Raw genomic sequence first — 22613 nt, forward strand, 5'->3', positions numbered from 1 at the left:
AACAGGTGGGAGAGTAGGTCGGTGCCTTTTTTTACACGGAAGCCCTTGCTGGAAACAGTCAAGGGCTTCTTTCGTTTACATACTTCCCAAAAGGTATCCATTTGGATACTTTCCAAAGGACAACTGCTCTGGCCCAAAAGCCACACAAAGGATCCACTCTCAAAAGTCTACAGGGATCCAGCTACGCAACCGTACTATCCGTACAGATCTGTATGGTATTGCTTTAAGGTATTACGCTACTACCTTGTAATATATTTCCCAGCGATTACTGGCCCCGCCAAGACGAAAATGACAGAAGAATGGACGATGTTATAACGCTTTGTTCCTGAGTAGTAATCTATTTATGGTTTTTATTGAGTAACTTTGCGGCGCAATGGGTACATTATTGGATAACGGAATTAAGCCGTATAATCATTACGGCGCTTATTTAAAGCAAAAATATAACGGACAGAAAGTATTTAAAGTGATTGTCGATGGCAATTTCACTTGTCCCAATAGAGATGGCAGCAAGGGCTATGGTGGGTGTACTTACTGTAATGTGGATTCTTTTACACCCGATACTGCGCGAAAAATTCCTTCTATACGTGAACAGGTGGAGTCGGGAATTGAACGCGCACGTAACAGCTATGGTGCAGAAAAATTTATTATTTATTTCCAACCCAATACCAATACGTATGCGCCAACACATTTGCTGAAAATGATGTACGACGAAGCGTTAAGCATAGATCCCGAAAATACACTAGGTCTTTCTGTGGGTACACGTCCAGATTGTTTGGACTTTGAAAAAATTGCATTGTTGGAATCTTATACTGATCGTTATGATGTAGATTTGGAAATGGGAATGGAATCGATTTATAATGACACCTTGGAAAGGATCAATAGAGGTTGCTCGCACGATGAATTCATTACAGCTATGGATATGTTAAAGGATACACCTTTAGAGCTTTGTGTGCATACTATTTTCGGATTTCCATGGGAGACTGAAGAGATGATGTTAAAATACGCTGATGAGATTAATCGGTTTCCACAGATTAAGTTCGTTAAATTGCACCATTTACATATTGTGGAAGGTTCAATTATGGGCGTAAAATATAAGCGTGAACCTTTTGAATTGTTCTCTATGGAAGGTTATACGGACTTCCTTTCAAAATTTATTCCACGTTTGCGCTCTGATTTGATTATTCAACGTATTTTTGGTATCGCAGACAAAGAGCTATTGATAGCGCCAAATTGGGGATTGCCCAAGTCAGGGATTCAAACTTATATTGACAAAGGTTTGGAAGCTCGGAAAGTCCTTCAGGGTAGTCTCTGTTAACTTTATGAATAGACCTTCAGATTGAAAAAGATAGTTCATTTCTACGATTCTATAAGACTACTGGAATTGATATAGTATAAATAAATACGGCTTCCCTAAGGAAGCCGTATTTATTTTATGTTGTACTGTAAGTCAAATTATCCTTCGACAATGGATTTCAGATCTGCTGGAGAATAATTAATAGACTTTAGTGTTTTATTGTCAGCCGTTCTAAAAACCAGAAATTTTCCATCAACTTCTTTATAGTAAGATTCTACTCCTTTAAGTTTGTAATGCTCTTGAGTGGCGATTGCCTCTGCTTCGTCATTGCAAGCCTTACTCATATTAGAACGTTGCACTTCATCAAAAAGTGCTGAAAATTTATCTTTTAAACCAAATTCAAGAACTGCTCCAGCGAGGACGTATTGAATGTCACATAAGGCATCTGCAATTTCCACAAGATCTTTATCTTGGATAGCTTCTTCTAATTCTTTTAATTCCTCAGCTATCAACGAAACCCGTAATGCACATCTTTGCTCAGAAGGAATTGTGGGTGTATCTAGGATCGGATGCTGGAATGTTTTATGGAATTCCGCTACGGACGAAAGTGTTTTTGGATCAGTCATATTCTTTTATTTTTTATACTCTTCTTATCTCAGGTGCAAATATAAAAAATAAAGGACGGTTAACTGAATGACCGTCCTTTATTTTATTTATCAAATGAGATTTGATTAGATCAGATGTTTCAATTGAACAATTTCTCTTTCTTCTAAATATCTCCAACGTCCGCGTGGTAAATCCTTTTTCGTCAAGTTAGCATATACGACACGATCTAACTTCACAACTTCATAACCAAGAGATTCGAAAATACGACGTACGATACGATTTTTGCCAGAGTGGATCTGGATCCCTATCTCTCTTTTAGAACCGCCTTGTACATAGCTTAAATCATCCGGTTTGATTACGCCGTCTTCTAATTCAATACCAAAATTAATCTTGTTGAAATCTCCTTGCGTAAGACTTTTGTTAAGCTCTATATTGTATATTTTGCTGATGCTATTACGGGGGTGAGAAAGTTTTTCCGCAAGGTTGCCATCGTTTGTCATCAAAAGTAATCCGGTCGTGTTTCTGTCAAGACGTCCTACTGGATAGATGCGTTCTTTGGTTGCTTTGGATACAAGTTCCATTACAGTATGACGTTCCTGAGGATCATCTGTCGTTGTAATGTAGTCTTTTGGTTTATTAAGTAAAACATAAACCATCTTCTCACGCTTTAAACGCTCGTTGTTGTAACGGATTTCGTCTGTAGCTGGATCAACTTTGGTACCTAATTCAGTAACAGCCTCACCATTTACCCATATTACACCTGCAGCAATTAATTCGTCTGCTTTACGTCTTGAGCAAATACCTGCATTGGCAATATAACGGTTTAAACGTATTAAGCCGTCATCTTCTGCTGACGTTTCGGCTTTCTTCTTAGGACGTTTGGTGTATTGCTTATCGTCAAAACTCTTGTTTTCATCAAAGTTTCTGCTTCTATCTCCATCGAATTTTCTATTAGATGGTTTATCAAAGCTTCTGCTGCGATTGTTTGAGGAACGGTCATCCTTATCGAAACGCTTGAAGGAATCTCTTTTATCAAAAGAGCCTTCTTTTCTGTCAAAAGATCTTGATGAATCATTTCTGTCAGAGCGTTTGAAACTATCTCTTTTATCAAAAGAGCCTTCTTTTCTGTCAAAAGATCTTGATGAATCATTTCTGTCAGAGCGTTTGAAACTATCTCTTTTATCAAATGAACCTTCTTTTCTGTCGAACGATCTTGATGAATCATTTCTGTCAGAGCGTTTGAAGCTATCTCTTTTATCAAAAGAACCTTCTTTTCTGTCGAACGATCTTGATGAATCATTTCTATCGGAACGCTTGAAGCTATCTCTTTTATCGAATGAACGAGAAGAGTCGTTTCTGTCAGAACGTTTGAAATTATCTTTTTTATCAAAAGAACGCTCAGATTTATCAAATTTGTTGAATGAATCTCTTTTGTCAAAAGATCTAGAAGAATCATTTTTATCAAATGAACGGCCACCTCTGTTGAAAGGCTTGTCTGAATTATCTTTTGAACGGAAGGAGTTGCTTTCTCCTCTAAAGGATGGTTTGTCTGCGTATTTATTAGATCCAAATGATCTATTCTCGCGGTTGTCATCTTTTCTGAAAGAACCTCTTTCAGATTGGTCCTTTGAACCAAATGACGATTTTTTACCGAAACTATTATTCTTGTCGCCTCTAGATTTGAAGCTATCTGAGTTGCCCCGTGACTTTCTGGAGTTGTCATCACGACTGTTCCTTTTATTGCTGAATGGCATTGTGTTTTGCTAAAATGTGAACTGCAAAGTTAGGCATAATTTTGGGTTTTGCGAAAAAATCCTTATCTTTTTGTCTTTTCTTGCATTTGCACAATGTGAACGTGAAAAAATGCCCTTTAAAACAGCTGTAACGTAACTATTTGTTTTTTAAATAAATACTGTTTATCTTTGTCCCCTCGAATTTGAACCAAGCTATTTTTTGATCGATTTGACTCGTGGATAGGATAGCATTAAGGGAGTGAATGATAAGAAAGAAAGTATTATGTAGTAGTTTGATTTTGTTTGCTTTATTGCTGTCAAAATTATACTCAACCCCACACAACAACACTTCTGGCAGCGATAAGATCGTAGCAGCGAAGTTAGTCGAAATTCCAACTCATCATGGAGGCGACGAAGAGAAAAAAGAAAAAAGCAATTCTTTTGAATCTTACCTGAGTTCATTGACATTTGCTGAAGATTCATTGCCGATGGATCGTCCATTAGTGGAAAGCAAATTGCGCAAGTTCTTCAGTAGATTTTCATTTAAAAAAACAGGATCGTATGATATGCATAAAAAGGCAGAGACCTATTTGCCTATGATCGCCAAGATCCTGAAATCACATGGTATTCCCGAAGATTTTAAGTACATCCCACTGGTTGAAAGTGGCCTAAGCAAGGCTGTTGTTTCATCAAAAGGGGCGGGAGGTTATTGGCAATTTATGCCAGCAACAGCTCGTTTGTATGGCTTAAGAGTCAATGGCACTGTAGATGATCGAAAAGATCTAGTGAAATCCACTCATGCAGCAGCACGCTATTTAAAATATCTTTACGCTCAATTTGGTAATTGGACTTTAGTGGCGGCGGCATACAATGTCGGCGATGGTAGTTTAAAAGGTTCAATGAGAAGGCAGAAGAAGGATGATTATTTTGCTTTGAAGCTGAACAATGAGACTGGATCTTACGTGTATAAATTAGTTTCGATGAAGGAGATTATCGAACATCCACAGAAGCACGGTTATTCACGATATGCGGACAAAGACACTGAGGCGCTGGACAGAGAGCCGAATATGCTCTAGATAGAAAGCAATCATGAACAAAAAAAGGATTTCCCATTGAGAAATCCTTTTTTTGTTAGTCTTATTTAGCCGGGGAGTTGATCCATCAAAAAGGCAGACCTTATCTTAGGTCGACAATATCAAATCCGCTGTAGTTACTTTTATTAAAAGTAAAAAAGTTGGACGCAATGGCCTTGTTTCCTTCCTGTGCATTCAAGGTGTAGGTATAACGATTACCGCTCTTATCAAAGATAGTCGTGTCGTAGATCAAATTATTCACTTTATTGATCCGCAACTTAATTTTGGAATAATTCTTTTTGCTATCAACTGGTGTTAACTCCACAACACTCAAACTCATTCCTTTTACTTTTTCTGTACCTGCTAGCGCATATTTAAAGCCCGAGGTATAGAATGAAAAAATATTTGTCGGGTTGATCTCATTCGTTGAGTTACTCGCCTCGGATATCTCGACTTCTTTTTCTGCTTTCATAATATTCCATTGTGTTTTGGAATCTGAAATTAGAATTTGATTTTTGGTATTGACATGGTATTTATTATTTGCCTTGTCAAGATACAAGGTTCCCGCATCTGAATGCGAACTTCCATTTGCTTGTTTTATGTCCAAGGTAAAACCAGCTTGTATTGTCTTATATCCGTTATATTTTTGACTTACTTTATTGAGTAATGCTTTTGCAGCATCATTTTGTGCATAGCTATATTGACTCATTGTGAGAAGCAACAAGCTTAGCACTAACCATAGTTGTTTTTTCATGTTAATTGTTTCTTAATGTCTCCAAATACTGTTCTAATGAATATTCATCTGGATAAAGAACTTCACGTGCTTTACTTCCTTCAAATGGGCCGACAATTCCTGCGGCTTCCAATTGATCGATGATTCGTCCAGCTCTATTATAACCCAGTTTCAATTTACGTTGGATTAAAGATGTAGAACCTTGTTGATGCATGACAATCAAACGAGCAGCGTCTTCAAACAATTGGTCGCGATCTTTTGGATCAAAATCTACGCTACCTGAACCCTCTCCGTTTTCATCTACGTATTCTGGGAGCATAAATGCCGATGGATAACCACGTTGTGCTCCGATATAATCGGAGATCTGTTCAACTTCTGGTGTATCGACAAATGCACACTGAATACGTATCAAATCACTTCCGGTTGCCAGCAGCATATCCCCACGACCAATTAACTGATCTGCTCCGCCGGTATCTAAGATAGTTCGCGAGTCTACTTTTGATAACACACGGAAAGCAAGACGTGCTGGGAAGTTGGCTTTGATTGTACCTGTAATGATATTGACTGAAGGACGTTGGGTCGCAATGACCAAGTGAATTCCTACAGCACGGGCCAACTGGGCCAGTCGCGCAATAGGGGTTTCTACTTCTTTTCCGGCAGTCATCATCAAATCGGCAAACTCATCAACAATAAGAACGATATATGGTAAGAATCGATGACCCTCCTCAGGGTTTAATCTGCGATTGATAAATTTTGCATTATATTCCTTTAAATTACGAACCTGTGCATTTTTTAACAGGTCATAACGCTGATCCATCTCGATACAAAGTGAATTTAAGGTATTGATAACCTTTTTTGTATCGGTAATGATCGCTTCTTCCTCATCAGGTAGTTTGGCCAAGAAATGACGTTCAACTTTTTTGAATAGGGAAAGTTCAACTTTTTTAGGATCGACAAGCACGAATTTGAGCTCAGCAGGATGCTTTTTATACAATAATGACGTTAAAATCGCATTGATACCAACGGATTTACCCTGACCTGTGGCACCTGCAACCAGAAGATGGGGCATCTTTGCTAAATCGGCAATATAGACCTCATTAGAAATCGTTTTTCCCAATGCAATTGGTAGATCCATATCTGTTTTTTGGAACTTTTCAGTAGCCAAAACAGATCGCATGGATACCATTTCTGGACTCGAATTTGGAACTTCAATACCGATTGTTCCTTTACCCGGCATTGGTGCAATAATCCGAATTCCAAGTGCCGCAAGGCTTAAGGCAATGTCATCTTCCAGATTTTTGATTTTTGAAATCCGTACACCTGGCTTCGGTATAATCTCATATAAGGTAACTGTAGGGCCGATTGTTGCTTTTATGCTTTCAATCTCAATGCTATAGTTTCTAAGTGTATCAACAATTTTGTTTTTGTTTGCTTCAAGTTCATGCTGATTGATGGTAATTTTACCACTTCCATAATCTCGTAATAGGTCGAGCGTGGGGTGTTGATAGCCCGATAAGTCCAATTTGGGGTCATATTGACCAAATTGAGCAACGAGGTCGCTCGCTGTAATTTCTTTTTCTTCTTTGATGTCTTCGACAACCAAACCAGGTACTATGGTAACGTCAACAGGGAGCTCTGGCTCGGGTTGAGGGGTAATGGTTATAGCTGGACTGTAGTTTTCCTGAATACTTGGGCTATTTAGTTCTTCCGCATCTTCTTCCTCTGGCTGATCAATGGTAAAACTAATGGAAGGCGTACTCTCTGTACGTTCCAAAGGACTGTCATCAAAGGTAAGTACAACCTTGTCCTTTGGATCTATTTGTACTTCTGGTATTGGATGATGTGTAAATGCAGGGCGCTCAAGCTCTTCTTTTAGATCTTTCTCCCGATTGGATTGAAATCTTTCATTTATTGAAGTTGGTCGTTGGAAAGATTCTCTGACGGATTGTATAGAATCATCCTCTACATGGACTTTGGTTCTTAGGTTATTAGCAGTATAGGAATCTTCGTCATCTTCATCCTCTAGATCTTCAGATAAAGATTTAGATTTTCGATTGCTGAATAATACAAATTTAAAATCCAAGTTGTACAATAGTATCAATGTAGTTAGGTAAGCAAATGCTAAAATACAACCCACACCGACAATCCCAACTTGTGCTTCCAATAGCTTATTGGTCCAAAAACCAAATTTGCCTTCCAACATGTGGGGCGTATCTGCCATAAATCCATGTAAAAATCCCAATGTTACAGAAATAAAGACAATCGCTACAAATGAATAAACTACCGTACGGTATAATGGAAGCAGGGATTTTTTGAATAATAGACGATAGCCTAAAATGAATAATACCGGAATAAAAAGGAAAGCGGCAACACCAAACCATTCATACATAAATTGGTTGGCCAGTAATGCACCGAATTTCCCTAATTTATTATCAACGACCGGTAATTCGACAGCCTCATCATGAATTTCTTCGGAAGAACTAAAAAGGGTTCCCCAACCGCCATTTGTTTTGGCGATATAACTTTGGTCATCTTCCCATGTAAAAAGATAAGAGACAAAAGCAGTGGCAAAAGCCAACGAGAGTACAATCAACAAAATTCCTAGAATTTTGACAGTCTTCTGTTGTGCATCTGAATAATCCCTAGGGACACTGGTTGTTTGACTTTTTTCTTTTTTAAATGTTGCCGATTCTTTTGACGGGGCACGCTTGCCAGAAACTGAATTTCCTGCCTGCCTAAATGTATTTCCTTTATTTGACATTGAAAAGCTCACAATTATACTGCTTACAAACTTAGTTATTTTGATAGTATTTTGAAGATCATGAACACTATTATTTTAAGTTTGTAATTTTTTCATAAACGAATAATTTCAGATAGGCTATTAAATAAATAATAGCAATTGTAACTAGCAAATACTATGCCCTGAGAAGACATTTTTGGAAAGATTGAGCTAAGTGGATCAGAATACTGTGGTTTTCTCTGTCTTTTACAGTTAAAGTAAATTATGTAGTTTTACTGATCAAATTAAGGCATTATGAATAAGTTTCAGATACGAAAAGCGGAACAGACAGATAAAGGACGGATTTGGGAAATTATACAACAGGCAATCGCACTACGAAAAGAACAAGGCAGTCGGCAGTGGCAAGATGGTTATCCAAATGAAGATGTGGTACAATCGGATATAGACAAAGGCTATGGGCATGTCGTTAAGGTTGATGATAAAACCATCGGCTATGTTGCTATTATTTTCGATATTGAACCTGCTTATAATAATATTGATGGCAAATGGCTTAGTGATGGGGAATATGTGGGCATTCATCGTTTGGCCTCAGCTCAAGATCCACATGTAAAAGGCGTTGGCACAGCCATCATGCAAGGAGTGGAGGAAATAGCAGTAAATCATGGAATATATAGTATCAAAGTGGATACGAATTTTGATAATGGTGGGATGTTACATGTATTTGATAAGCTAGGGTATCAATATTGTGGGGAAGTACATTTTCGAGGCGCTGCCCGTCGCGCTTTTGAAAAACTATTAAAATAAGTGACTATAGCACTAGGATCGAGCGAACATGAGTTAAAATGAGATTGACTTTAATGACTATCAATAAAAAATCCCTTTTTACACCGTAAAAAGGGATTTTTTATTGCCTAAAATGACGTTTATGCAATAATCAAATAGTAGTTTTTCTTACCTCTTTGTGCAATAATATATTTATTGTTTACCAAATTATTTTCGGTGATCACTTGTTCAATATCTGTCGCTTTTTCACGGTTGATAGAAACACCACCACCTTGGAGCATTTTACGTGCTTCGCCTTTTGAAGGGAAAACTTGTGTGTTGACAGCCAACAGATCGAGGATATTGATTCCTGCTTTTAAATCTTCTCTTGTTACCTGAAATTGTGGAATACCTTCAAATACTTCAAGTACAGCTTCGTGATCTAAATCGTTTAGAAATTCCAATGAGCCGTTGCCAAAAAGAAACTCAGAGGTTTTAATAGCAGTCTCATAAGCTTCTTCAGAATGCGTGCGAATAGTGATGTCTTTTGCTAATGCTTTTTGGACAATGCGCAAATGTGGTGCAGCATCGTGCTCCGCAATGATCGTCTCTATTTCTGCCTGTGGTTTAAGTGTAAAGATCTTAATCCAGCTTTTGGCATCGTCATCTGACGTGTTTAACCAAAATTGATAATATTTATAGGGCGAAGTTTTCTTTGGATCTAACCAGACCGCTCCAGATTCTGTTTTTCCGAATTTTTGGCCGTCTGCTTTTTTAATCAATTGTGTCGTAATGGCATAAGCTGTTCCCTGATCTTGACGACGGATCATTTCACTTCCTGTGACAATATTACCCCATTGATCAGATCCGCCCATTTGTATTTTACAATTGTGGTGTTTCCACAGGTAGTAGAAGTCGTAACCCTGAATCAATTGATAGGTGAATTCTGTAAATGACAGACCATTGTCTCCTTCTAAACGTTTTTTTACAGAATCCTTTGCCATCATATAGTTAACGGTAATCATTTTACCGATATCACGGATAAAGTCCAAAAAACTGAAATCTTTGAACCAATCGTAATTATTAACCATCTGGGCATCATTTTCGCCTTCTCCAAATTCAAGAAATTTGCCTAACTGTTTTTTCAGACATGCAACATTATGTTGTAAGGTTGCTTCGTCAAGTAAGTTACGCTCTGCAGATTTGAAAGAAGGGTCTCCAATCATTCCTGTTGCACCACCTACCAATGCGACTGGTTTATGCCCAGCATTTTGGAAATGGATTAAGGTCATGATTTGAGTTAAGTGTCCTACGTGTAGAGAGTCTCCTGTGGGATCAAAGCCGATATAGCCAGCGACTTTTTCTTTATTCAGTAAGTCTTCAGTTCCAGGCATAATATCTTGCAGCATGCCTCTCCAACGTAATTCTTCTACAAAGCTCATTGTTAAATGGATTTAATTTTTTAATTTACAAGATGCAAAGATAGGAGATTAAGCGTATATTGAGCGAATAATTCCAGATAAAAGCACACGCTAATAAGCTAATATGAATTTTTTATCACATTTTTATTTTGAGCGGTTTGCGACCAATCCCGAGCGAATTGTCGGTGGCTTGTTACCCGATCTGTTAAAGAATGCCGATAAAACTTTTGTGCTCAAACCCAGGCAATATGAAGATGAATTGCTGGATAACCCATTGTTGGAACAACTTTATATCGGTTGGAACCGTCATATAGAGGTTGATCGTCTCTTTCATAATTCAACTTATTTTTTTCATCACACACATCAATTAAAGTTACAGATACAGTCAAGTCTACAGGGACTGCCCATTCGACCTTCCTTTATGGCACATATTGCTTTAGAACTGCTGCTAGATCATATACTGACACAGCAAAAAGCGGTATCTATCGATAAGTTCTATTCGGCAATGTCCCAGGTGAACGAAGATGCTGTGCGAAAATTTCTGAAAATAAACCAATTAAACGATATTCCAAAATTTGAGAAATTTTACCATCAATTTATTGAATGGAAATATATCTATGATTATGCACATATTGAAAAAATTGCAGGTGCGCTTTTTAATATCTGTAAGCGCTTATGGCAATTTGACGTTCAGGAGCATCAGCGTGAATTATTGACGGAACAATTGAATGCTTATTTACAGCATCATATGGCGGATTATCAAGAGATTTATCAGTATATTCATTATGAGTTGGTCGACTTTAAATAGTCCATCCAAAAAATACCAATAGTATAAGACCTTGAAAATATTTATTTTCGCATAATTTTACGTATAAAACTAATATTACATGTCACATAGACTTTTTCGGAAGAAAAGTGTTGATCAGATCCTACTGGATACCCAAAAGGAGGGTGGAACTGGCCTCGCGAAGGTTTTGGGGGTAACCGATCTGGTTTCATTAGGTATAGCCGCTATTGTGGGCGCTGGAATCTTTAGCACCATCGGATTAGCGAGTTATGAAGGTGGGCCTGCTGTTTCTCTTCTATTTATTTTTACTGCTTTTGCCTGCGTGTTTACAGCACTGGCATATGCACAGTTTGCCAGTACCGTACCTGTCTCGGGATCAGCTTATACGTATGCCTATGTGGCTTTTGGTGAGCTGTTTGCCTGGATTATCGGCTGGGCGTTGGTATTAGAATATGCGGTTTCAAATACGGTAATAGCTATTTCCTGGTCGCAATATTTTGTTTCTATGCTGGAGGGGTTTGGACTACACATGCCTGCTTGGCTTTCGATGGCGCCAGGGTATGCTTATGACGCTGTGGATAAAATGAATCAACATGGGATGTCAAGTCTTACGGCTATTGATCAGCATGGGCTTGCTGCATTTAACAGTGCGCCACGTATCGGAGGAATGCCTATTATATTTGATTTACCAGCAGGGGTAATTACCTTTTTGGTCACTTGGCTCGTTTATATAGGTATTAAGGAATCCCAAAAAGCAAGTATGATCATGGTTATGATCAAGGTCGGGATAATCCTGGCGGTAATTTTTGGAGGAATCTTTTACGTGAAGCCCGAAAATTGGACTCCTTTTGCACCAAATGGCCTACAGGGGGTACTTGGAAGTGTGGCGGCCGTATTCTTTGCTTTTATCGGATTTGATTCGATCTCAACAACTGCCGAGGAATGTAAAAACCCACAACGCGACCTACCTAAAGCAATGATTTATTGTTTATTGATTTGCACAGTACTGTATGTGGCTATTACATTGGTATTGACAGGGATGGTAAATTATACTGAACTTAATGTAAAAGATCCTTTGGCTTTTGTGTTTAAGTATGTTGGATTTGACCATATGGCTGGGGTTATATCAGTAACATCTGTTATCGCCATTACCAGTGCTCTTCTCGTTTATCAATTGGCTCAACCAAGGATTTGGATGACAATGAGCAGGGACGGATTATTATGGAAGAAATTTGCGACAATTCACCCGAAATATAAAACACCCTCTTTTGCGACAATTGTAACAGGTCTCGTTGTAGCAATTCCTTCTTTATTTTTCAAGATGGACTTCTTTGTTGATTTGACGAGTGTTGGTACGTTCTTCGCTTTTATTTTAGTCTGCGCGGGTGTACTGTATATGGATTATTCGGGATTATCGGCCAAATCCAAATTTAAGGTTCCCTACATCAATGGTAAATACGTGGTTGGAGCAGGGCTCATCATCGCGATTGTCTTGATAGGAATCTATGGAAAAGATACATTGAATGAATGGAAGAAGCTTTCCATTTTGGAAATAGTAGAACATAAAATGTTAGTGATCATTTTTTGGCTAACATGGTTGGGTTTGAGTATTTATAGCTTTAAAATGAATTTCTCGCTTTTACCTGTTATCGGGATATTGATTAATCTTTATCTGATGACCGAGCTTGGTGCAAGTAACTGGATTATTTTCGTGATTTGGTTGGTTCTTGGTTTAGGAGTGTATTTTATGTACGGTTATAAACATTCTAAACTAAATAAATCAGCAGCTATTTAGAGATCTGGTATCTATGATATTTAAATAGAAAAGGAGCTATTTTTTTTCATAGCTCCTTTTCTATTTAAAATCTCCACAAAAGGATTCGGCTTACTTTGTTACCTTGTTCCATGCGGATAACTTCGGACTCTTTTACATTAATTTTCTTTAACTTATGCTGTAGAAAACGAACGTCTTCACGATGAGCAACCAATGAGGAGAACCATTTAACCTGATCTTTGTAGAATTGGCTCTCAAATATCATGCGTGTCAAGAAGGCTTTCTCGCCGCCATCACACCAAAGTTCACTTCCTTGTCCTGAGAACGTCTGGACGACGGTATTCTCATCTAATTTCGCATTTTTTATACCTGTAGCTTTACGTACGGATTGTTGTAATGCTTCAGTCTGCGAACTAAAGAAAGGTGGATTGCAGATGATCATGTCAAATTTTTCATCTGGGAGGATGATATCTTTGAAAATCGCTTTTGGATTGTTCTGTAATCGTATTTGGATGTTCTTTTTTAAGCTTACATTGGTACGCGTAATTTCAATTGCGTTTTTATACGCTTTTTTTATGATTTCTGAACCAACAAAACTCCATCCATATTCTTGGTGACCAATAATGGGATAGATACAACTGGCTCCCACACCAATATCTAGCAGCCGTACCTTTCCTCCTTTTGGAATTTCACCGTTATTATCTCTGGCAAGAACATCCGCAACATAATGAATATAATCTGCTCTACCTGGAATAGGAGGGCATAGATTTTCCTTTGGGATATCCCAATGTTGGATGTGGTAGTATTTTTTAAGAAGTGCTTGATTTAAAACCTTAACAGCATCGGGGTTGTTAAAATCAATTGTTTTGAGCTTATAAGCATTTACTGTAACAAAATCTTTTAAGGAAGGTTCGATTTTGCTAAGTTCGTCAAAATTGTAATTATCGAGATGTCTATTTCGAGGGTGTAATTTCTTTGTTGGATTAGCGTCTGCCATGATATAATATTTGCACAAAAGTAATGCAATTCTATTGAATAAAAAAGGTGATGCTTTTGCACCACCTTTTAAGACTTAATCTTTTCGTATGAGATGAACCTCTGATGTCTGCGGGAAATTCAGTGGAACCCGCTCAATCGTGACGAAACTGGAATCTAAACCAAATCCCTTTTCTTCGGATAAACTCATTTTTTTCAAGTACCCATAGATATCCATAATCACTTTTTCGATCCATGACATCTGGTTGGTTTTCGATAATACCTTTTCCAGTACCACAAATTTGAAATCTCCTGGAATATTATGTTTACGCAGTGTGTCGTATTGACTTGTGATGTCAATTTCACCTTTTTTCACCATTTCTTCAACAACTTTTCTGAAGAGTAGACTAATACGCTGTTCTTCTCTAAAACCCAATTTGAAGTCAATTCGTATAAGTTTTCCAGGGATCAGTTGATCAATGGAGTATTCCCTCGTGTGGGGATGATCCATAACATCTACGTGTACCAACCAGTAAACGTCAGCGCGTTTAGGTTTTTTATTAATGATGGAGTAAATAATTTTGGCTTCAATTTCGGATTTGAAATTTGCACTGGTCAAGTATACCAAATGTGACGCAAAGGGCGGAACGGACTTGTCTTCGCTCAATTCCGATATAATCGGATAATATTTATTGATATTGATAAAGTTGACAAAACGATTTTTAATCTTACGTGCAGTATACCAGCAGTACATTGTACCAAACAAGGCAATCGCTAATAAAAGTGTCAACCAACCGCCATGGGCAATTTTTACACCATTACCGATCAGGAATGTCAATTCTATCACAAAATACGCGACTAGGAAAATCCCAATGAGTACACGGTTGACTTTTTTCATGGCTAGGAAATAACCCATTAAAACGGTTGTCATCAGTACCGTTAGGTTGATGGCAAGACCGTAGGCCGCATCCATTTTGCTTGATTCTTCGAAAACCCAGATAACGATCATACAACCGATCCAAAGAATAAGGTTGATTGAAGGAACATATAATTGACCTTTATGCTCACTAGGATAGCGGATCGCAACTTTAGGCCAGATGTTTAAACGTACAGCTTCCGAAATTAAGGTATATGAACCAGAGATCATAGCCTGGCTGGCAATTACGGCAGCAATAGTTGCGATAGCAATACCATAACCGATAAACCAATCTGGCATGATGGAGTAAAATGGATTTGCTCCGCCTAATACGCGACCTTCCTGTGTTAATAACCAAGCTCCTTGACCAAAATAGTTTAATATCAGTGTGATCTTAACATAAATCCAGCTAATGCGAATATTTGCCTTGCCACAGTGTCCCATATCTGAATATAGGGCTTCTGCACCTGTTGTACAAAGAAATACAGCACCGATCAAGAGGAGAGAGTGTGGGTAGGTTATTAAGATATGAAAGGCATAATATGGATTAATTGCTTTCATTACTTCTGGAGCCAAATGGATATGGGATAGACCAAGAACTCCAATAATGGTAAACCATATTGTCATTAATGGGCCGAATACTTTTCCGACAACAGAAGTGCCAAATCGTTGAATAATAAAAAGTAAAGAAATAATCGTTACCACAATCGGTACTGTTGGAAGACCTGGAAATTTGATGTCCAAACCTTCTATCGCAGAGGATATTGTGATAGCGGGTGTAATCATCCCATCAGCTAGCAATGTGGCTGCACCTATCATTGCTGGAAAAATCAACCATGGTGCCCGTTTGCGAACTAAAGAGTAAAGTGAAAGAATTCCACCTTCGCCTTTATTGTCAGCACGTAAAGTGATCCAGACATATTTGATGGTTGTTTGTAGGGTAAGTGTCCAAAAGACGCAGGAGAGACCTCCCAAAACAAGATCTTTTTGAATGGCACCTTGACCCATGATTGCTTTGAAGACATATAGCGGCGAGGTACCGATATCTCCAAACACGATTCCTAAACTGATCAATAACCCGGCGACACTCACCTTATTGATACTGTTGTGATGACTGTTATCTGTCATTTAATTATTATTTTATTTCAAAATATAATGCAAAAATAGACTTTTTGTCTGTACTTTAAGCAGGTACATTTGCTGCGCCAAATTTTAGCATTTCATTTGACATGCGCAATAGCTGTTAAAATTTGTTAAAAGAATCTATCGATCCCTACTTTACCTCAAAAAATTTTAAACAAAATACTAACTTTGTTGTTGATAATTCAAATAGTTAGCGTTATATTTGATTAAACCGTAACCAATATTTGAAGTCTAATTTAACACTATGGGGAGAAATCTACTTAAAGCAGCTTATTTAACACTTATTACCACACTGACCTTGTGCAGCGCGGTAGGTCAAGTGTATGCGAAGTCTCCTGATGACCATACTTTTTTGCAAGCTACTTGGAACGGTAATGAGGGATTTGGAGATAACAATATTAAGGATACTGAGAAACTGATCAATAACGTTAAAGTATTTTATAATCCAATTGCCGAACAAGTCAATCTTTCCTTTAAATTGGCAAAGTCATCTAGTGTGTCTATTAAAGTCATGGATGCTTTAGGTAATGAAATTCTACAACTGATGAATGGAAATCTTGACACTGGTGTTCAGAATCTTTCTTTTGAACATGGTGGTAAATTGACAACTGGATTTTATTTTGTGCGCGTTGTTGCTGGATCTGAGACTGTGGTAAAAAGATTTTCTGTTCGCTAAGTAAGACGAGAAGACTCAATTGATAAAAAAAATGAATTTACAATATAATAAGTAAGGGGATCATTTGATCCCCTTACTTATTATATTATCGCTTATTCTTGTACTTCATCAATCCATAGCCCATCATCTTGAATGATCTTGATCAATTCGTCCAATGCCTGTGCTGAACTGACATTCTTTTTGACGACTTCTTGGCCTCTATATAAGGTTACCTTATCAGGACCAGCTCCTACATATCCATAATCTGCATCTGCCATCTCACCGGGGCCATTCACGATACAACCCATAATGCCAATTTTCAAGCCTTTGAGGTGATTGGTGCGACTCCGAATCATTTGAGTGGTTTCCTGAAGATCAAACAATGTTCTTCCACAGCTTGGACAGGAGATATATTCTGTTTTTGATATTCTTGAGCGGGTTGCTTGCAGTATTCCGAAGGAAAGAGATGCAATGTTCTCTAACGGGGTCGCCGGAGAACCAATCCATATGCCCGAGCCTAAACCATCAATTAACAATGCACCCATATCTGTGGAGGCATATAACTGTATTTTCGAGATAGGCTCCTCGGGGTTCATAAAATCGCCCATAGGACCTGAAAAATCCTCTTTACGATAGGATCTTTTGATAATGACAGGATTATCAATGCCGATTTCTTGCAGATTTCGGAAAAATTGCCGTTGATCGGCCATTCCATGCGTATGATGGGTTTCTAATATAAATACAACAGTCTTGTCTAACGGCAATGACTCAAATAGCGGACTTGTTAAATCCGTATTACGAATTTTTACCATATTCAACACACTATCCTTATTGTCTGCATGTACAAACTCTTCCAGCGTATAGAGTGGATGGATATTTGTTTTGTCTTTAAGATTGGACCATGTCCCAAAATTATATACCTGTTTTAAATTTGCGGGCATATTAAATGAAGGCAAATGATCCCCTAGATAAACAAAATCTACGGATTGCTCACCCATATGATATTTATCCAAAAGGATATCATAACGGTAACCAACTTTTGTAAGAATTTGGGCGTCTTTCAGATTCTCATTCGAGATATCTGTCACAATTCTGGGAACCAGCGAACCACCGATGAAGGTATTGACCTCCTGACTCTGATAGGGAACAACTGGACTATCTGAGGCGAGCTGTATGATTTCTTCGTTTGATTGATTGGCCAGACTGGTTTTCCGCTGATTATACCTATTGACCAGCGCTATTGCTACTGGAGCTTCGCGTTCAGGCTCTTCGGTCAGGGAAACCCGTACAGTATCGCCAAGTCCGTCTTCTAAAAGTGTACCTATCCCTACAGCAGACTTCACACGACCATCCTCTCCATCACCGGCCTCCGTCACGCCAAGATGTAGCGGATAATTCATATTTTCAGAAACCATCTTTTCAACCAGCAAGCGGTAGGCCTTGACCATTACTTGCGGATTGGAGGATTTCATTGAAATACATAGATTATAGAAATTGAGATCTTCACACATCCGGATAAACTCCATGGCGGATTCTACCATTCCTTCAGGGGTGTCCCCATAATGACTCATGATCCGATCTGAAAGGGAACCATGGTTTGTACCAATCCGCATGGCAGTGCCATATTCTTTACAAATGTTTACCAGCGGAGTAAACTTGGTGTAGATACGCTCTAGTTCTAATTTATATTCCGCTTCAGTATATGATAACAGGTCAAATTTCTTTTTATCGGCATAGTTACCGGGGTTTACTCGAACTTTCTCGACAATCCGGGCCGCAACTTCAGCAGCATTTGGTGTAAAGTGTATATCTGCTACTAAGGGTACGTTATAACCTCTTTTTCGAAGCTCACTTTTTATATTTGCTAGATTCTGTGCTTCTTTTATACTTGGTGCAGTGATACGAACATATTCACAACCCGCTTCTACCATTCGAATAGTCTGTTCTACAGAGCCCAGTGTATCCATCGTATCCACAGTAGTCATACTTTGAATGCGGATCGGGTTGTCTCCACCCATAGGGATATCACCAATCTGAATTTCCCTTGTTTTCCATCTCGAATATTCTACCTTGGAATTGCAATAGATCCCTGGTAAAGTCAACATATTACTTGTGTTCATATATAACACAAAGTTAGCTTTTCTTGACTAAAAAATCGCTGTCAATTAATATCTTCTAATTTTTATTGAAGCAATTCCGCCATTGATGTCAAAATCAAATTTTTCAGTCGCTGCATCATAATTTGTTGATTTTACCATACCATCCATTTTTAGGAAATCGCCTTCATAAGAAGTTGATGACAGGGCATTATCGCTGGTGATACGACATGCTGCATTTTTAGGGATTGCAATTTCGATCGAAGATGCACCGGCGTCCATGGATATTTTTGTTGTTGCTAAAGGTTGTCCAAGTTTTAATTTTAGACTTGTCGCTCCGGCATCAATATCCAATACCTCAATTTTATATGGTGAAAGATCCAATTTGGCATCAATTGCACCAATATCAAAGTTCAGCTTCCATACGATATTTGGATTGAGTGCAATGTAGGTATTGTTATTTTTGCTATTAAAATCTTTGTCTTTGAATTTACCTTTTAAGTTAATATCAATTTTATCTGAAGATTCCCCATGTGTAGTCATACCCAAAAGATATTCACTAGAGGTATTGTATGCGGTGAAAATTGAGGATGTAGTTGTACTATCGTTTTTTAAGGATGTAGCGCCTAAATCGATGTTTAAATTTGCGCTTTTGATTTTATCGTCTAGAGGGACTTGTAGTTTTTGTGCTGTATAGTTGGTCTTATCATTTGGATCGTCCATATCGATCTGTACACCCTTGTTTTTTAGTAATTGGGTCAAAAGAGGTTCTTTTGGAGTAGATAATCCGATATATGTAAGAAAACCCAGGATAACTACAGTAGCACCGATAGCAATAAACTGTCCGATTTGTTGATCCTTAGGGACCAGCATACGGATTCCTGCGAGGACAATAAATAATGGCCAATATCTGAAAATTCCTACCCAATTAAAGGAAATACTGTTAAGTTGGGATAATAATAAGACAATCCCTATAAAAAGAATTGTAATTCCAGTTGTTATACGTTGTGTGTTCATGACTAATTCCGTTTGTTATATATCCCAAAAGTAAATCGCTTTGTTAGACACTGTACGAAAGATTAGGCTATTATACATAAAAATTCGGTAAATGTGACTAATTGATCGGTAAGTAATTTTGTTTTTCTCCTACTTTTTAGGTTTTCGCTTGTTTATATATTTGTTGGAATTAAGTACCTTTAATGGATACATGGACCAAACATCATGCTTGGTGTGTATAATACATAGAATTTAAATTGATAATATGATTTTTCATCACATTGGTGCGTATCTAATATTACTGAAGTCAGTCTTTAAGAGGCCGGAGAAGGGGCGTATCTATTGGAAAGAGACCATGCTGACAATGACTGATATCGGTATAGGGTCTTTAGGACTTATTGTGATCATTTCCACGTTTATTGGTGCAGTAATGACCATGCAGATCGCTTTTCAGATGGTTTCCGATCTAATTCCCAATTCGATTATTGGTTCCATCAATAGGGATTCAAATATTTTGGAGTTAGGACCTACGATTTCGGGATTGGTACTGATGGGGAAAATTGGCTCATCGATTTCTTCCCAGATTGGGTCAATGCGCGTGACCGAGCAGATTGATGCTTTGGAGATTATGGGGATAAATGCTCCGGGTTATCTCATATTGCCGAAAATATTGGCAGGGGTGACTATGATTCCGATGCTGGTTATTATCGCTATAGTCTGTGCATTAGTAGGTGGTCTATTGGGGGGCTCTCTTTCTGGAGCTGTGACTCCAGCGGATTATATTTTGGGTATTCAAGATAATTTTAATGGATTTACAGTGACCGTAGCACTTGTAAAGGCTGTTGTATTTGGCTTTATTATTACTTCTGTATCTGCATATAAAGGGTATAAAGTGAAGGGAGGGGCCTTAGAAGTAGGACAAGCGAGCACTGAAGCTGTTGTCGTTGGATGTATTACCATTCTGGCAGCAGACTATGTGATTACAGCATTAATGCTTTAAAAAGATCATATGATTCAAATTGAAAATATTAATAAGTCTTTCGGTGATAACCATGTGTTAAAAGGGATCAGTGCAAATTTTGAACCTGGAAAAGTGAGTTTAATTATTGGTGGATCTGGTTCAGGAAAAAGTACCTTACTAAAATGTATCGTCGGATTACATCATCCGGAAAAAGGAAAAGTGTTGTTTGACCAAACGGATTTCACGCGGATGAATTTTGAGGAACGCGTTCCCATCCGGAAAGAAATAGGTATGCTGTTCCAAAATTCGGCCTTATTCGATTCAATGACAGTCGAGCAGAATATTATGTTCTCGCTGGATATGTTCACAGATATGTCTAAATCTGAGAAATTGGATCGTGCGAACCATTGTTTGGAACAGGTTAATTTGGAGGGACGCAACAAGTTGTTCCCCGCAGAGTTGTCCGGAGGGATGAAAAAACGGGTAGGCATTGCACGTGCAATCAGTATGAATCCCAAATATCTTTTTTGTGATGAACCCAACTCAGGTTTGGATCCTGAAACCTCTATTGTAATCGACGAGCTAGTTCTTAAAATTACACAAGAATTAAAGTGTACAACGGTCGTTGTGACCCATGATATGAATTCGGTTATGGGAATTGGTGAATATATTCTGTTTTTATATAAAGGGCAGAAATTCTGGGAGGGGTCCAATAAGGATATGATGCGGTCAGATGTCGAAGAATTAAATAATTTCGTGTTTGCTAGCCCATTGATGAAAAGTGCTAAGGCCTCGATGGGATAATAAATACAACAAAGGAAGCCTATGATTGAAATCTGTAATCAATAGCTGTTTTTTTGTGCAGATTGTGTCTTTATTGATTTACATGGAATTTTTATATGTTTTAATCTTACGAATGTTATTTTTAACAGGGATAGGGAGAAGCTAAATTTCAATATGAAAGAAATTTAGCTTAGTTTTGTCGGAAAATTTTGATTTTGGCAACAACGAATATACAACTATTGACCCCACAACACTGGAAGGACTATGAGCTCATTGACTGTGGTGATTTTGAAAAATTAGAACGTTTTGGCGATCTGATATTAATCAGACCCGAACCACAAGCTGTATGGCCTAAGGCTTTGAGCGATGCGGAATGGAACAAACGTTATCATATCAAGTTCAAAGGGCGTTCAGCTACTTCTGGAGAATGGTTGAAAAAAAATCCGAAGATCCAAGATCGTTGGCATATCCAATATAAAAACGATGATGTAGCGATCAAGTTTAGATTGGGCCTTACCTCTTTTAAGCATGTGGGAATATTTCCTGAACAGGCTGTCAATTGGGACTATATTTCGGAATCTGTTCGTTCTTTCAAGACTGAAAAACCTAAAGTTTTAAATCTTTTTGCTTATACGGGAGGTGCTTCATTAGTAGCTAAAGCTGCAGGAGCAGATACAACACACGTTGATTCCATTAAGCAGGTTGTTACATGGGCCAATGAAAATATGGAGATTTCCAATCTTGACAATATTCGTTGGATGGTTGAGGACGCATTGAAATTTGTCAAGCGTGAGCTAAAACGGGGAAATACTTACAATGGTATTATATTGGATCCACCGGCATATGGACATGGACCAAAAGGAGAGAAATGGAAGCTTGAAGACCATATCATGGAGATGATGACTGAGGTTGTTCAATTACTGGATCCTAAGGAGCATTTCTTGATCTTAAATACTTATTCATTAGGTTTCTCTTCAGTCATTGTTGAGAATCTAATTAAAACTGCATTTCCGAAAGTGGAAAATTTAGAAATTGGCGAACTTTTTCTACAGGCTACAGCAGGACCAAAATTGCCGTTGGGTGTTTTTGGGAAATTTCGTAAAATTGCAAAGTAGATCTTGCTGTTGAATAAACGTAAGTACTTAATAATATAAAACGCGGCAGG

At 38.1% G+C, this 22613-nt stretch carries 19 protein-coding genes; 10 read left to right on the top strand and 9 right to left on the bottom strand.

The annotated features are described in order from the left end of the window. The coding region (locus tag DFQ12_RS28325; RefSeq protein ID WP_208642637.1) for a hypothetical protein at positions 1 to 315 on the top strand (315 nt) is incomplete at its 5' end. A gap of 58 nt (positions 316 to 373) precedes the next feature. Beyond that, positions 374 to 1315 carry a tRNA modification radical SAM protein MnmL/YtqA gene (gene mnmL, locus DFQ12_RS27270; protein WP_120262185.1) on the top strand — a complete coding sequence of 314 codons (942 nt, stop codon included), beginning with the start codon at positions 374 to 376 and terminating at the stop codon, positions 1313 to 1315. Between the two features lie 137 nt (positions 1316 to 1452). On the opposite strand, the gene DFQ12_RS27275 is transcribed toward mnmL, so the two are convergent. Continuing rightward, complete coding sequence (locus tag DFQ12_RS27275; RefSeq protein ID WP_120262186.1) at positions 1453 to 1920, bottom strand: pyrophosphohydrolase domain-containing protein; 468 nt, start codon at positions 1918 to 1920, stop codon at positions 1453 to 1455. 105 nt (positions 1921 to 2025) lie between these two features. Beyond that, positions 2026 to 3654: a pseudouridine synthase gene (locus DFQ12_RS27280; protein ID WP_120262187.1), complete on the bottom strand. Its 1629-nt coding sequence runs from the start codon at positions 3652 to 3654 to the stop codon at positions 2026 to 2028. Between the two features lie 242 nt (positions 3655 to 3896). Here DFQ12_RS27280 and DFQ12_RS27285 point away from each other — a divergent pair, with 242 nt between their 5' ends. After that, the gene (locus DFQ12_RS27285; protein WP_120262188.1) at positions 3897 to 4709 is read left to right on the top strand and encodes a lytic transglycosylase domain-containing protein; all 813 of its coding nucleotides are present in this window, start codon (positions 3897 to 3899) and stop codon (positions 4707 to 4709) included. Between the two features lie 100 nt (positions 4710 to 4809). Here DFQ12_RS27285 and lolA1 read toward each other — a convergent pair whose 3' ends face one another. After that, on the bottom strand, positions 4810 to 5460 hold the full coding sequence (lolA1, locus tag DFQ12_RS27290; protein ID WP_120262189.1) for an outer membrane lipoprotein periplasmic chaperone LolA1: 651 nt from the start codon (positions 5458 to 5460) through the stop codon (positions 4810 to 4812). A 1-nt stretch (position 5461) separates the two neighbouring features. After that, a complete protein-coding gene (locus DFQ12_RS27295) occupies positions 5462 to 8200 on the bottom strand; it encodes an FtsK/SpoIIIE family DNA translocase (protein WP_120262190.1) in 2739 nt (912 codons plus the stop codon). Positions 8201 to 8473: 273 nt separating this feature from the next. Between DFQ12_RS27295 and DFQ12_RS27300 the strand changes: the two genes are divergently transcribed. Further along, complete coding sequence (locus DFQ12_RS27300; RefSeq protein WP_120262191.1) at positions 8474 to 8983, top strand: GNAT family N-acetyltransferase; 510 nt, start codon at positions 8474 to 8476, stop codon at positions 8981 to 8983. 119 nt (positions 8984 to 9102) lie between these two features. Here the strand turns inward: DFQ12_RS27300 and tyrS are convergent, their stop codons facing one another. After that, on the bottom strand, positions 9103 to 10383 hold the full coding sequence (tyrS, locus tag DFQ12_RS27305) for a tyrosine--tRNA ligase (RefSeq protein ID WP_120262192.1): 1281 nt from the start codon (positions 10381 to 10383) through the stop codon (positions 9103 to 9105). Between the two features lie 103 nt (positions 10384 to 10486). Here tyrS and DFQ12_RS27310 point away from each other — a divergent pair, with 103 nt between their 5' ends. Further along, the gene (locus tag DFQ12_RS27310; protein WP_120262193.1) at positions 10487 to 11170 is read left to right on the top strand and encodes an ACP phosphodiesterase; all 684 of its coding nucleotides are present in this window, start codon (positions 10487 to 10489) and stop codon (positions 11168 to 11170) included. Between the two features lie 79 nt (positions 11171 to 11249). Next, positions 11250 to 12944, top strand: a complete 1695-nt coding sequence (locus DFQ12_RS27315; protein ID WP_120262194.1) for an amino acid permease — start codon at positions 11250 to 11252, stop codon at positions 12942 to 12944. Positions 12945 to 13008: 64 nt separating this feature from the next. Here DFQ12_RS27315 and rlmF read toward each other — a convergent pair whose 3' ends face one another. Both rlmF and DFQ12_RS27325 read right to left on the bottom strand, forming a co-directional pair. Next, a complete protein-coding gene (rlmF, locus tag DFQ12_RS27320) occupies positions 13009 to 13920 on the bottom strand; it encodes a 23S rRNA (adenine(1618)-N(6))-methyltransferase RlmF (RefSeq protein WP_120262195.1) in 912 nt (303 codons plus the stop codon). A gap of 75 nt (positions 13921 to 13995) precedes the next feature. Then, the gene (locus tag DFQ12_RS27325; RefSeq protein ID WP_120262196.1) at positions 13996 to 15942 is read right to left on the bottom strand and encodes a KUP/HAK/KT family potassium transporter; all 1947 of its coding nucleotides are present in this window, start codon (positions 15940 to 15942) and stop codon (positions 13996 to 13998) included. A 259-nt stretch (positions 15943 to 16201) separates the two neighbouring features. On the opposite strand from DFQ12_RS27325, the gene DFQ12_RS27330 reads away from it, so the two are divergent. Then, positions 16202 to 16633, top strand: a complete 432-nt coding sequence (locus tag DFQ12_RS27330) for a T9SS type A sorting domain-containing protein (RefSeq protein WP_120262197.1) — start codon at positions 16202 to 16204, stop codon at positions 16631 to 16633. A gap of 92 nt (positions 16634 to 16725) precedes the next feature. Here DFQ12_RS27330 and ispG read toward each other — a convergent pair whose 3' ends face one another. Beyond that, entirely contained in the window at positions 16726 to 18732 is a 2007-nt protein-coding gene (gene ispG / locus DFQ12_RS27335) for a (E)-4-hydroxy-3-methylbut-2-enyl-diphosphate synthase (protein ID WP_208642638.1), read from the bottom strand. Positions 18733 to 18777: 45 nt separating this feature from the next. Next, positions 18778 to 19725, bottom strand: a complete 948-nt coding sequence (locus tag DFQ12_RS27340; RefSeq protein ID WP_120262199.1) for a LiaI-LiaF-like domain-containing protein — start codon at positions 19723 to 19725, stop codon at positions 18778 to 18780. 244 nt (positions 19726 to 19969) lie between these two features. Here DFQ12_RS27340 and DFQ12_RS27345 point away from each other — a divergent pair, with 244 nt between their 5' ends. From DFQ12_RS27345 to DFQ12_RS27355, 3 genes are all read left to right on the top strand, one after another. Beyond that, on the top strand, positions 19970 to 20704 hold the full coding sequence (locus DFQ12_RS27345) for an MlaE family ABC transporter permease (RefSeq protein ID WP_120262200.1): 735 nt from the start codon (positions 19970 to 19972) through the stop codon (positions 20702 to 20704). 9 nt (positions 20705 to 20713) lie between these two features. Next, on the top strand, positions 20714 to 21469 hold the full coding sequence (locus DFQ12_RS27350) for an ABC transporter ATP-binding protein (protein ID WP_120262201.1): 756 nt from the start codon (positions 20714 to 20716) through the stop codon (positions 21467 to 21469). A 188-nt stretch (positions 21470 to 21657) separates the two neighbouring features. Continuing rightward, positions 21658 to 22563 (top strand): class I SAM-dependent methyltransferase, encoded by a 906-nt coding sequence (locus DFQ12_RS27355; RefSeq protein WP_120262202.1) that lies wholly within the window; start codon positions 21658 to 21660, stop codon positions 22561 to 22563. Positions 22564 to 22613: the final 50 nt, after the last annotated feature.

Origin of the sequence: Sphingobacterium detergens (genome assembly GCF_003610355.1) — a bacterium.
Lineage (GTDB): Bacteria > Bacteroidota > Bacteroidia > Sphingobacteriales > Sphingobacteriaceae > Sphingobacterium > Sphingobacterium detergens.